At 62.4% G+C, this 12,617-nt stretch carries 10 protein-coding genes; 2 read left to right on the forward strand and 8 right to left on the reverse strand.

The features are described from left to right. Nucleotides 1–25: 25 nt before the first annotated feature. The 6 genes from EKO19_RS23175 to EKO19_RS23195 are packed head-to-tail and all read right to left on the reverse strand — an operon-like array spanning nucleotide 26 to nucleotide 7,904. Nucleotides 26–1,153 (reverse strand): VWA domain-containing protein, encoded by a 1,128-nt coding sequence (locus EKO19_RS23175; protein WP_129779006.1) that lies wholly within the window; start codon nucleotides 1,151–1,153, stop codon nucleotides 26–28. After that, nucleotides 1,150–3,357: a DUF5682 family protein gene (locus tag EKO19_RS23180; protein WP_129779008.1), complete on the reverse strand. Its 2,208-nt coding sequence runs from the start codon at nucleotides 3,355–3,357 to the stop codon at nucleotides 1,150–1,152. Before EKO19_RS23180 ends, EKO19_RS23175 begins: the two co-directional genes overlap by 4 nt. After that, nucleotides 3,358–4,443, reverse strand: coding sequence for an AAA family ATPase (locus tag EKO19_RS23185; protein WP_246038947.1), 1,086 nt, complete (start codon nucleotides 4,441–4,443; stop codon nucleotides 3,358–3,360). Beyond that, nucleotides 4,440–5,981, reverse strand: a complete 1,542-nt coding sequence (locus EKO19_RS39275) for a DUF5691 domain-containing protein (protein WP_246038948.1) — start codon at nucleotides 5,979–5,981, stop codon at nucleotides 4,440–4,442. Before EKO19_RS39275 ends, EKO19_RS23185 begins: the two co-directional genes overlap by 4 nt. A gap of 3 nt (nucleotides 5,982–5,984) precedes the next feature. Further along, nucleotides 5,985–7,343 carry an SWIM zinc finger family protein gene (locus EKO19_RS23190; protein ID WP_129779012.1) on the reverse strand — a complete coding sequence of 453 codons (1,359 nt, stop codon included), beginning with the start codon at nucleotides 7,341–7,343 and terminating at the stop codon, nucleotides 5,985–5,987. A gap of 15 nt (nucleotides 7,344–7,358) precedes the next feature. Continuing rightward, complete coding sequence (locus EKO19_RS23195) at nucleotides 7,359–7,904, reverse strand: glutathione peroxidase (RefSeq protein ID WP_129779014.1); 546 nt, start codon at nucleotides 7,902–7,904, stop codon at nucleotides 7,359–7,361. A 69-nt stretch (nucleotides 7,905–7,973) separates the two neighbouring features. Here EKO19_RS23195 and EKO19_RS23200 point away from each other — a divergent pair, with 69 nt between their 5' ends. Further along, nucleotides 7,974–9,491: a phospholipase D-like domain-containing protein gene (locus EKO19_RS23200; protein ID WP_175597162.1), complete on the forward strand. Its 1,518-nt coding sequence runs from the start codon at nucleotides 7,974–7,976 to the stop codon at nucleotides 9,489–9,491. A 5-nt stretch (nucleotides 9,492–9,496) separates the two neighbouring features. On the opposite strand, the gene EKO19_RS23205 is transcribed toward EKO19_RS23200, so the two are convergent. Further along, nucleotides 9,497–10,297, reverse strand: a complete 801-nt coding sequence (locus EKO19_RS23205) for a hypothetical protein (RefSeq protein ID WP_129779018.1) — start codon at nucleotides 10,295–10,297, stop codon at nucleotides 9,497–9,499. Between the two features lie 16 nt (nucleotides 10,298–10,313). Continuing rightward, nucleotides 10,314–11,000: a DUF3313 family protein gene (locus EKO19_RS23210; RefSeq protein WP_157995403.1), complete on the reverse strand. Its 687-nt coding sequence runs from the start codon at nucleotides 10,998–11,000 to the stop codon at nucleotides 10,314–10,316. 299 nt (nucleotides 11,001–11,299) lie between these two features. Here EKO19_RS23210 and EKO19_RS23215 point away from each other — a divergent pair, with 299 nt between their 5' ends. Beyond that, a complete protein-coding gene (locus tag EKO19_RS23215; protein WP_157995404.1) occupies nucleotides 11,300–12,595 on the forward strand; it encodes a conjugal transfer protein TraF in 1,296 nt (431 codons plus the stop codon). Nucleotides 12,596–12,617: the final 22 nt, after the last annotated feature.

A 12,617-nucleotide genomic window follows, 5' to 3' on the forward strand; every position in this document is an offset into this window, starting at 1 on the left:
GATGGCAAACCAACCACGTTTGTCGTTACTTTCTCATCTCCACGAGCTCTCTGAGATCCCGCCGCTCGATGGCCGCCGCCATCAATGCCGGAAATTTATCCGGCGTGCACGCAAACGCCGGTACGCCGAGCGTCGCGAGTCGGCCGGCGAGCTCGGCGTTGTAAGCGGGTGCGCCTTCGTCGCTCAGTGCCAGCAATGTTACGAACTGCATGCCGGATGCAACCATGTTCGTGGCACGTCTCATGAACTCAGTTTCAACGCCGCCTTCGAACAGATCGCTGATCAATACAAACACAGTGTCTTGCGGTGAGCGCACCAGCTGCTGGCAGTAACCGACGGCGCCGTTGATGTCGGTGCCGCCGCCGAGTCGCACGGAGAACAGCAGGTCGATGGGATCTTCGAGCTGGTCGGTGAGATCGATCACTGCGGTGTCGAACACGACGAGCGAAGTAGTTACAGACGGCAGTGTCGCGAGCACTGCGCCGAAGATGGCTGAGTAGACCACGCTCGCGGCCATCGAACCGCTCTGGTCGATGCACAGGATGATGTGACGCATGGACTGCCGCCGTCGGCCATACCCATAGCGCACTTCCGGAATCACCGTTTGATAGTCCGGTTGATAGTTTTTCAGATTGGCGCGGATCGTTCTCGGCCAATCGATATCGTTGTGACGCGGACGCCGATTGCGAGCGGCGCGATTGAGCGCGCCCTGCACGGACTGACGCGTCGGCTCGGCGAGCTTCGCCAATAGCTCGTTCACGACCTTGCGCACGACTTGCCGGGCGGTGTCGCGTGTCTTCGCGGGGATCATGCCGGACATGGCAATGAGATCCGCCACCAGGTGCACGTCGGGTTTGAGCGAGTCGAGGACTTCCGGCTCCATGAGCAGGCGCGTCATGTCGAGGCGTTCGATGGCGTCCCGCTGCAGAACCTGGACGACGCTCGTTGGAAAGTATTCGCGAATGTCGCCGAGCCAGCGAGAAACATTCGGTGCCGAGCTGCCGAGCCCGCCTTTGCGATCGGAGTCGTACAGCGCCTGCAGGGCGCGATCCATGCGGCCATCGGACAGGGTCAGTGAGCAGCCGATGCCGTCCGCGGATTCGCCGCCAAGAATCAATCGCCAGCGTCGTGCTGCTTCGTCGTCGAGGCTCATTCGCTGAGATTCCAGATGCGTTTCAACACGGGCAGCACGGCTCGCGCTGCCGTTTCGTCGAACTCGATATTCGTAGCTGTAGTTTGCAACTGCTGACCGGCACGCAGACGTTCGCCGATCTGACGCCGCTCCGGCGCTGGGAACTGAGCAAACGTTCGACGCAGCAGCGGCAACACCTGCACGAAATTGTCAGCGGTGGCATTGCGTACCCACTGGTCGATCAGGTCTCGCAGGCGATCGTCGTGAACCAGTACCGCGCCGCTGCCCGACAGCAGTCCTTCAACCCAATGCGCGCCGACGACGGGCTCATTGCCAGGCGACAGCGAGCGGGCAAAGGCAAGCGATAGAGCCTCGAAATCGAGCTGGCTCGCGTCGTAAAGGATGCGGTGAGCGTAGCCGGTGATGAGTGCATGCGCGGTGTCGCTCTGTGCGACCCGTTGCAACATTGCGCGCCAGCTGTCGATGAAGTCCGTGTTCCCCAGCATCTCTAGCGCGCGATTGGTTTCGATGAGCTTGCTCCACAGGCTTCGTGCAGCATCCTCGTCGATGTGACTCGCGGCCGCCGGGCATCCGACGGTGATACGCGGCACCAGACCACTCAGAATCTCGGCCACCAGCGAAACGTCCGTACCGCGCACGTTGCCGTAGCGACAAACATTAGCCAAGGGTGGAAGCGCATCCAGAAGTTGCAGCACATCGACGGACACCGCGGCCCGATTCTCGATGGCGGCAACGAGCGTCGTGATGGCGCTGGGCAGATCGGCGAAGAGGGCGTCGTCGAGCAATTCGATCAGAGAGGCTAGCGATGCGCCCGGGTTGGCGCTGCGCTCGGCAAGCAATCCGGTTGCGGCCTGTTCGACGGTGTGACCGTAACGGCTCGCCTCGATCAGCGCGATGGCAAACTCGGGACGCCAGCCGATCTGCCACAGCTCATGGAAGGTGCCGCGGCCGCCGCTGTGAGTTTGCTGCCGGCCCCATTCGATACGGAGCAGGCGCAGACGTCGCAGTAGCTGGCTGCGCTCTCGATCGATGGCTTCACGCAGATCGAGATCCAGGGTTTTCTCTTCCGCCTTGGGCGGCAGTCGCAATCTTTTCTGTAGAGCAGCCAGGTCCTGTTGAACCGGCGCCGTGGGAAATGCTTCGGGCACGATGCCCAGGCGATCGCCGAAGTGCCAGCGCCGATGGATCAGCTGCAATGCCAGCGCATCGCCCGAGCCCAGCACCGATACGGCCGCATCGTTGTATTCCGCCAGGCCCGGGACCGGGCGACCGCGCACGGAAGCGAGCGCGTCCGCGAGCCGGCATGCTTCGATTACGTGTGCCGATGAAACAGGAATGTCTTCGTCACGGAGCAGGCGAGCAGCACGCGTCATCCAGCGCGCACCGAGCGCGGTGTGCTTCTCCCACAACAGTTCGTACCATGCCGGCGAGTCGATGCCCGCGCCGTAGCCGGAGCGATAGGACAGACGTTCATAGGACCACGGCGTCCACGCTGCTGCGATTTTGACTTTGGGCAGGCCCTTCAATAGTGCATCGTCGGACTTTGCACTGGGCATATCAGCGAGGGCAGGCGTATGCCAGGCACCGCATACGACTGCGATGTTCGCAAAGCCCTCGGCGGTCGCGGCGCGAATGCACTTGCGCATGTGAGCTTCGCGCTGCTGCTCAACGAGTGGCACGGGGCGTTCGAGGGCGCCGCGCAGCTCGGACATCATTTCGTGAATGGCTTTGAATACATCCACATCATGGCCGGCGCGTGATTCGACCAGATGATCCCACCAGCGCTCCGCATCGCTATAACCCGCGGCGATGGCCATCGGCGCGAGCGGATCTCGAGTCGTCTCGTCCGCCCCATCTTCACTCGATTTCTCTTCGGAAGAAGGATCACGCAGGCGCGCCGACTGCGGCAGATCGATGAATCGCACCGGCAGCTTTCGCGCGAGACCGAACTGGATCGCCTGCCACTCGGGCGAGTAGTGCGCGAATGGATAGAGCACCGCCTGGCGCGGCTCGTTCGGCACATAGATCAACAGCGCCACGGGCGGGACGAGCTGCGGATGCGCAGCCAGCGCGATCAGATCGTTTGCGTCCGGCGGCCCTTCGATCAGCACCACATCCGGTTGCACGCGTTCGAGCGCGTGTACCAGGCTGCGTGCCGAGCCCGGTCCGTGGTGGCGAATGCCGAAAAGGTGGACGTTCGCCACTCAACTCTGCTCGCGGCAGGCCCGGTAGAGATCTTTCCAGCCGTCGCGCTCCTTCACGACGGTCTCCAGATATTCCCGCCACACGATCGTGTCCTGTACCGGATCTTTGATCACCGCGCCAACCAGACCCGACGCGACATCGGCGGCGCGCAGCGTGCCGTCGCCAAAGTGACCTGCGAGCGCCATGCCGTTGCTGACCACGCTGATCGCTTCCGCCGTGGACAGCGTGCCGCTCGGGGATTTGAGTTTGGCTTTGCCGTCTTCGGTCTTGCCTTCGCGCAATTCGCGAAACACCGTGACGATGCGGCGGATCTCCGCGAGGGCAGGCGCCTCGGCCGGCAGCTCGAGCGCGCGACCGATGGAATCGACGCGCATCTGAACGATGGAGACCTCTTCATCGAGCGAGTCTGGTGTCGGCAGCACGACCGTGTTGAAGCGACGCTTGAGCGCGCTCGACATGTCATTCACACCGCGATCCTTGTTGTTGGCCGTCGCGATCAGATTGAAACCGCGAGCCGCGCGTACTTCAGTAGCGAGTTCCGGAACCGGCAGCGTCTTCTCCGACAGCAGTGAGATCAGCGTGTCCTGCACATCGGCGGGAACGCGCGTGAGTTCTTCGAGCCGTGCCAACGCGCCGGTTTCCATCGCGCGCATGAAGGGGCTCGCGACCAGTGCTTCACGTGACGGGCCCTTGGCCAGCAGCAGGGCATAGTTCCAGGAGTAGCGGATCGATTCCTCACCGGTCCCGGCCGTTCCTTGCACCAGCAGGGTGGAGTCGCCGCTGATGGCTGCAGCGATGTGCTCGCTAACCCAGCTCTTCGCGGTGCCCGGCAGACCGAGCAGCAGCAACGCACGATCGGTAGCCAGTGTCGCCACCGCGATTTCCATCAAGCGTCGCTGGCCGATGTACTTCGGTTTGATCTGGAAGCCATTGTCGAGCTTGCCGCCGATCAGATAAGTGACGACGGCCCACGGCGACAGCTTCCAGTTCGCCGGCTTCTGCCGCTCGTCCGCCCTCGCGAGCGCCGCCAATTCCTCGGCAAATTCCTGTTCCGCGGGCGCCCGCAATACTTCTTGTGTCTTCACACCATCTCCCGTTTCATGGCAGCGCGAAATTCGACGAGGTCGTTGAACTCTTCCAAGGCGTTGCGCCAGGCCGATTCTGTCGACGTGGTTTCCAAGATGCGCGGCAACCTGGCCGCTGCGGTCGGCACATCGCATTTCAGTGCCCACTGCGAGAGGGCATTGCGGTTGTGCGACCATTGCTGACGTTCATCGCGCGCACGGTTCGACAGCAATTCGAGGGCCTTCGCGGTCAGTGAGCTCGTCCAGGGCACATCGATGCTCGCCAGCAGCGTGAACGCGAAGTTGTGATCCTTCCTGCCGAGCAGCGCTTCGATCAAGGCGCCGCGCTGATCCTCGGGTGCAGCGGCGACGAGTTGAGCGACCGCCTGCGTATTTAGATACGACTCCTGTTTCAAACTCAGCCATGCGTCGCAGAGGGCGTGCAGCCAGGCTGGGTCTGGATGCCGCTTGGCCGACTCGCTGAACGCGTCGAGCAGCTCGCCCGCATATTCGGTCGCCATCACGGCGTCGATCAGCGTCGCCGGGTCGCATTGAAAGCGTGCTGTCCAATCGACGGGCTGCGAGAGTTCCACCATCTGCACCAGCCAGTAGGCGCGCTCACCGATCTTGCGTTGCGCAGGCACTTTGACGTCGATACCGTCGCGCTGAGCTGCTTTGTCGGGCGAGGTAGGCAACTCGATGATGAGTCTCCGTTTGATGAATTTGCCAAGCAGGCCGGACTTGTTCTCGAAAGCCACCAGCGGCTCGAGACGCGAACGCATGCGCTGCGCGTAGGTGGCCTGCGGCAGTCTCACCAGACATTCGATCGCAGCTTGTCGCACAGCCTTGCGCTTGTCATCGAGCGCAGATTCCAGGAACGCCTCGTCCTGATCGGACAGGCCAATCAGCAGCGCGCGCACGAAAGCTTCCCGCGCTTCGGGCGGATCGCTCTCCCACGTTGTGACTACCCACTCTCGTCCACGCGCCGGATCGCGAGCGCGCATCGCTGCGAGTTCTGCTCGTCGTTCCTCGAGTGTGCCTTCTTGCCAGCGCTGCTCGGAGGGTTCGGCGACGATGGGCGTGACGGTCCACGTTGAATTCAGTTGCGCGAGCCAGGCTGCTGTCGGACCAAGAACAGAACTCGCGGTGGCCCGAACGGCGGGCGGCACGTGCTCCAATACCAGCGGCAGAAAATGCGGCGGCAGGATGCGTTTCGACTCGCGCGCATGCTCGAACCATTCGGGAATGAATTCGCGACGATCGCCACCAATCATTCGAACGAGGCGCATCGCCGCGGCTTCCGGCAGCTCCGATGTGTTGGGAGCCGGAGCAGGGGGCGCAGCGGCCACAACGGCCTCAGGCGCAGTTCGTGCTCCAGCGAGGTCCCACAGTTTGCGAGCCGACGCGGCTCGCAGCAGCGTGCGTTCCGGCGACGTGGCCTCGCTGAGCGAAGACAGAGACGCCTCTGGCCAGATCGATTGGTTCTCGATGGACGTTCGCCGCGTGCCAAGCGTCGCCAGACTGGCCAACTGATCCCAGGCAGAAGGCGGTGTCGACATTGCTCAGGCGACTCTCGAGAGCAACGGCAGGTCCGCGATGCGGGCAAGGGTATAAAGCCGTCCGTCGCGTTCCACCGAATGAGGATCGAAGGCGTTGCCGCTCCATTCACCGAACAATGCAATGGCGTCGCCGCCTGCGAGTGCAATCAGATCCCACGTGTGCCGACAATTTGCAGCGACCGGGATGCGACGATCTGCCGCGTCCTGCAGCTGCAATCTTCCGGCATGAAACATCGGGCGCACCGGCCCGAGCACGAACGGCATCCGTTCGAACCAGGGATTGGTTGCGAGGCGTTGGGAATATTCAGTTTGTAACGTCGCGATATCACGCGGTGTGGGCAACGTCAGCTGTCTTGGCGCGACGCTGAATCGTTCTTTCTCCAGCGCGCGTATCGGTGGGCAGCCATCGAAGAACACGAGTTCCGCATCGACGACCTGGCCGACCGAGTAGGTGGCCGGCAGAGGTTGCGCGCCGACGGCGAATTCGAGCACCAACGCAAAGGCATTGCTGGTTGCGCCGTGCAGCCAGGTGAATTGAGTTTTGAGGGTGTCGTCGTCGGTCTGACGGCGCGCGATGACTTGCCAGCGATCACGCGTCCCTTCGCGAGCTCGTAGTGCATCCTGCTCCTGAGTCCAACCCACGATCGAGCGCACTTCCGCCGCGAGTTCCGGCGGCAGACGATCGATGCCGCGATAACCGTCGATGAGCAGTTGCAGGCGGGCGAGGCCGGCGAGCAGGTCGTCCTGCCATTGCGGGCTGGCCATCGCGAGCTCGCCGAGGTCTCGAACCCGTCGAGCGAGACCCGGTGCCTGCGCATCCACCAGGCGACTGGCCATCTGCGACCAGAACGCCGGTCCTTGTGCGCGAGTGACTGCGAGGCCCTGACCAATGATGTCGGCCAACCAGACTTCCAATTGATCGAGGCCGGAGACGACGCGTGTTTCACGCTTCTCGACCCGCTTGGCTCGAGCTTCGGGATCCGGTGCTGGCGCCGTCGCTTCCCTGGCCTCGCGGGCTTGTTTGGCTTCGGCGCGCCTGGCGCGGTTGGCCGACCATTCGGCGACGAATTCAGGAGGCGCGGCGGTATTGATACTGGCGCCGCCGGCCACCAACAGCAGCAATCCGAGCGTGTGCTTGCAAGGCAGTTTGCGACTCGGGCAACTACACTTGTATGTCACATCGATCAGATCCACGCGCACCTGATACGGCGTCGATCCGCTGCCCTGACATTCACCCCAGACCAATCGGTCGTCCCGGCCGAGGTTCCGCCATTTGGCGGGCTTGGCCGTGCCCTGCGCGGCCTTGAAGGCGGCCGAGTCCGTGGCCAGCTGTTCGACGCGTTGTATGGACCAGTCCGACATGGGCCGAGTATATCGTTACTCTTTCGCGAGCTCCGCGTCGATCGCCTGTATCAATCCAGGATCGTTCGCGGTCGTGTCCGGCGCGAAGCGGCCGACGACCTGGCCCTGGCGATCGATCAGAAACTTTTCGAAGTTCCACAGCACGTCGCCGGGGGCGCCCGTGTCGATGCCATATCCTTTCAGGCGTTCGCGGAACGGTCCATCACCGGTGGCTGCGGGCTGCGCACGTGTCAAGGCGGCGTAGAGCGGATGCTGATCGGCGCCCTTGACGGAGATTTTAGAGAACAGCGGGAAGTGCACGTCGTAGTTCAGCGAACAGAACTGACTGATTTCGGCGTCGCTGCCCGGCTCCTGCTCCTTGAAGTTGTTGGCGGGAAAGCCCAGCACTTCCAGGCCCTGCGCACGTTTGTCCTGGTAAAGCTTCTCCAGGCCCTCATACTGCGGTGTCAGGCCGCACTTGGAGGCGACGTTCACCACCAGCAGCACTTTGCCGCGATAGGCCGCGAGCGTGGCGTCCGTTCCTTCGATGCGCTTGACCGGGATATCATAGAGATTGCTCATGTCGGGCTCTCGTGGTCGTAGGGTGTGGAGCACTATAAGGTGCAAGTGCGGCGCTTCATAGCGATAGTCGTGTTGGCAATCCTGCTGGCGTATTTCGGTGCCTGCGCTGAGCTCGATCCGCGACCGCCACTGCCCGAAGAGAAGGCCCTGGCGATCTCCGACGACACGCCGCTGGATCGGGCGACGGCTCCGTTCGAGGCGCGCTATCCGGAGCAATCCGCTTTCCGGCTGGTCGTCGAGGGGACCGAGGCTTTTGCCGTTCGTGCCCAGACCGCGCGGCTGGCGAAGCGAAGTATCGACGTGCAAAGTTATATCTGGCATGCCGATCTCACCGGCATGTATTTCGCCAATGAACTGCTGCTCGCGGCGGATCGTGGCGTAAAGATTCGCGTGTTGCTCGATGACGTCGATGCACGCAGGAACAACGACGCAATCGCCGCGCTCTCGGCGCATCCCAATATCGAGATACGCACGTTCAATCCATTCGCCACGCGCAGTGGCACGTTCAGCTTGATGGCGGAAGGGTTGAGCAGCTTCTCGCGCATCAACCGCCGCATGCACAACAAGAGCTGGATCGCGGACAACCGGCTCGCGATCGTCGGCGGGCGCAATATCGGCGATGAATATTTCAGTGCCAGCGATGACGTGAACTTCGTCGATCTGGACTTCGCCATGGTCGGTCCGGTCGTGCGCCAGGCCTCGGCGTCCTTCGATGAGTATTGGAACTCCTCGTCCGCGTATCCCATGGAAGTGCTGGATCCGGACCAGGTCAGTCTCGACGCGCTGAACCTGTTGCGGCCCAAGTTGGCAGCGCACGCCGCGAAGGCGGAGCAGAGTCCTTACTCGCAGGCGCTGCGTACGAACGACGCGATCCAGCGCATGATCAACGGCGACTGGCCGATGCAGTGGGCGCACAAGTATCAATTCGTGGCGGACGATCCAGACAAGGTCACGATGCAAGAGCGCGACGCCAATCGTGCTCAGGTTGCGACGGCGCTCGTGCCGATGGCGCAGGCGGCACAGTCGCGGCTATCGATCATCTCTCCCTATTTCGTTCCAGGCGATCGTGGCACGGAGGTGCTGACCAGCGCGGCGCGGTCCGAGCGCAGCGTTCGCGTGCTCACCAATTCACTCGTCGCGAACGACGTGGCGGCGGTGCATGGCGGTTACTCTCGCTATCGAAAACCGTTGCTGGAAGCCGGCGTTCAGCTGTGGGAGCTGAAGCCGCTGACCGAGGGCAAGCGAGAATCCAGCTTCTTTGGCTCCTCCGGTGCGAGCTTGCATACCAAGGCGCTCGCGGTCGACGGCCGCGCGCTCTTTGTCGGCAGCTACAACCTGGATCCGCGCTCCGCCTGGTTGAACTGCGAGCAGGGCGTGCTGGTCGAGAACGATGAGCTGGCGCTGCAATTGGAACAGATCTTCCAGAAAGAAACCGGCGGCACGCACGCGTGGCGGGTCTCGCTCGAAGCAGGCAAGCTATCGTGGAGCGATGGCAAGGAACGTCTGAACAAGGAGCCGGACGCCTCCCTTGGTCGGCGCTTTCAAGCCTGGTTCTCCCGCACGTTTCATCTCGATGCGCAGTTATAGGCGCGTCATTTCGTCGCCCCGAATCCCACCAACACGCCGGCCCACGGGCCGTGATAGCCGAAGTCGAACGAGCCGTTCCAGTGATCCTTGTTGGCGTCGAGATTGATGCTGTAATAGTTGTAGCCGACGAACATCGTGAAATGTCGTGCCGGCCCCCAATAGAAATTGGCCACGGCATTATTGAGCGAGCCGTCGTAGTCGTCGAACGTCAGGCGGAAGATCTGCGCGGTAACGTCGAACGCAAAGTGCTCGCCGAGGCGACGCTGATAGGCGATGCCGATCACCGGTAAAGGAACATCCGTGTCGGCTTCGGCGCGGATCGAGCCGGTTGCGGTATCCAGTCCGGCTTTCACCTGGGTGTAGTGCACGCCGAACTGCCCCATCAATCGCTGGCGGTCGTCGGCTATGAACGCGTAGCCGTAGCTCAGTCGCAGTACGTTTGTTTCGAACAGGCTGTTGATGGTGCTTTGGAAGGGATAGGTCTGATCGCGAAAGTTGATGTCGCGGGAAATGTTCCTCGTGCCGCGGCGGCCCAGCTCGAAGTACAACAGGTCGAGACTGTGCCGCCGCGTGATATTCCAGGTCATGCCGCCGGCCAACAGCGTGTCGCGATCCGTCAGCCCCAGCTCGCTTTCCAGATCGAGCGAGGTACCGACGCGTCCGCCGTTGCCGTCGGCTCGGATGGTGGTATCTATGTCGGGCCAATAGCCCCCCGCGCTCACCGAGAAGCGATGATCGAACGGATCGTCGGATTGCGCGAGCGCCGCTGCGCAGATGAGGAAGGAAAGGAGGACGCAGGTACGCATGGTGCGTCTCCATAAGTCAGGTGGTTTTACCGCGCGACGCGTCCAGTGCGTTTCTGAGGGTGTCGGCCCAGCCGGTGATGATGCGTCGGGCCTCGGCGCTATTCGTTACCGAGGTGGTCCACTGCCAGCTCATGTTGTCGCCACTGCGTCGATCGAAGGCGCGGCCCAGCAGTGTGCCGGTGACCGAATCGCGTAGTTCGACCACCAGCGTCATTTCGCCAGCGTCGGCGGTGTAAGTGCGTACTCGCCCCGCTGTCTGCATCGAGACGTCGGGAGCGGTGATGTAGAGATTGACGATGGCAGGCCGCACTTCGAGTACGTCGGCCGCCGATTCGTTGACGAGCTGATAGCCGCCCTTGGTCTGCAACTCTTTGACCATCACTTCGGCGAACATCTCGGCCAGCCCCTGACGGATCTTGTCGCGGTCGGGCTCGTTCATCCGATACAGATCGGAGTCCTGCTCGGGCTTCCAGTTCTTGCTGAACTCGACGTACACCGGCCGTACCAGCAGCTTGTTGTATGGAGCGAGGTTCGCTCCAGGCCGCTTGTAGACGGCATCTACTCCCTTCACGTCGGCGCGTACCAGGCCTTCCTGGGTCGACACCTCATCGATGGGCGATTGCCTGGTCGACTGGCAGGCGGCAAGCCCGAACGCAGCGGTCGCCGAGAGCAGCAGGGTCGGAACGGGAGGGGGACGCTTCATCGTTTCCCTTATAAGCGTGGGTCGACGCCGGGCCATCCGTGCAAGGGGATGAAGCAGGTGCCGATTTCAGCGGTGGGGAGGCGAGTATTGGACATTTGGCCTCGGTGTCGGCGTGAGCTTCTGAGGACGCATTGCAGGTTTCCCTGAATCCAACGCCATGGAGATTCCGCGGCCTCGTCACACATCGTGATCAACGTCTCCTTCTACGGACAAAGAACTCGCTCGCGCTTCAGTTCGGTGCAGTTCGTGCCGCCTCGTAGGCAACGATAACCAGAACGAATTGCACGGAGGTCTTTGCAGTGAAGAGTGTTGCCATCGCGGCCGCAGTGAGCGCGGCCCTATTTTCTTGCGCGTCGTTCGCGGCGCCGGGATTTGTCGATGCGGGGCCGAACCTTTCGGATAACGGTGCCTCGGGCGCCTGGACTGCGCTGTACGCCACGCGCAATCCGGCCGGCGCCGAGTTCGCAATCGCGCCGGAGTCCTCGTTCCGCCTGGGTATTCTCAGCTCGATCGGCATCGGCATGGAGGTCGGCCCGGTCGACAACTTCTCCGATGAGATCGACGACCTGATCGACGCGCTCGACCGCGACGACATCTCCCTGTCCGAAGGCAATGCGCTGGTCAACCGTTTCAATTCTATTCTTGGGCCGCTGAGCCGCGACGGTTACGTGAAGGTGCACGGCGGCGTGCAGGTGCCGTTGTTCCCGATTCTTTACCGCAACAGCCTCGGCGTCTTCACGCTCGACGCGAACATCAGCGCGCAGGGGCGTCTCGGACTGCTGGATTCGCCGCTGACTTACAACTCGGTGTCCGAAGAGATCGAGACGGCGTCGGCGGCGTACATCAAAGCGGGTCGGGTGGATGAGATCGCGCTCGGCTTCAGCCGCCCGGTCTGGCAGCAGCCGGGACGACGCCTGATCGTCGGCGGCAGCCTGCGTTATCTGCAGGCCACGCTCAGCAAGGAAGTCGTCGCGCTCGAAGCGATCGACGAGGACGACGACATCGAGGACGTGCTCAAAGACAGCTACGACGCGAACGAGCACAAGTCCAGCAACGTGACCGTGGATCTCGGTGCGATCTACGACGCGAACCACTATCGCGTCGGCCTGACGCTTGCGAACCTGACCGAGCCCGACTTCGAGTACGGTGCCATCGGCAGCAATTGCGGAGTGTTGAGCGGCAGCGCGCAGTACAACTGTTTCACGGCGGCTTATTACAGCAATCGGATCGCGCTGAACGAAACCTGGACGCTCGAGCGTCTGGCCACGCTGGAAGGCGCGGTGTTCTTCGCATCCGGCAAAGGCTCGCTCGCGGCCAGCGTCGATCTCAACGACGTGCACGATCCGGTGGGCGATCTGAACCAGAACCTGAAGGTGGCGGTCGGCTACAAGACGCAGACCCACTGGCTGCCCGACCTGCGCGTGGGCTATCGCAAGAACCTGGCGGGCAGCGAGCTGAGCAGCGCGTCCGTGGGCTTCACATTCTTCGGCGCCGTGCACCTCGATGTTTCGTGCGCGCTCGAATCCACGAATATCGATGGGAACTCCGTGCCGAGAACGGCAGCGTTCAACCTCGGCTTCGAAATGAGCTATTGAGCACAGCAGGGAAAGAAACAGA

It is taken from the genome of Peristeroidobacter soli (assembly GCF_004138485.1).
Classification (GTDB): Bacteria; Pseudomonadota; Gammaproteobacteria; order Steroidobacterales; family Steroidobacteraceae; genus Steroidobacter; species Steroidobacter soli.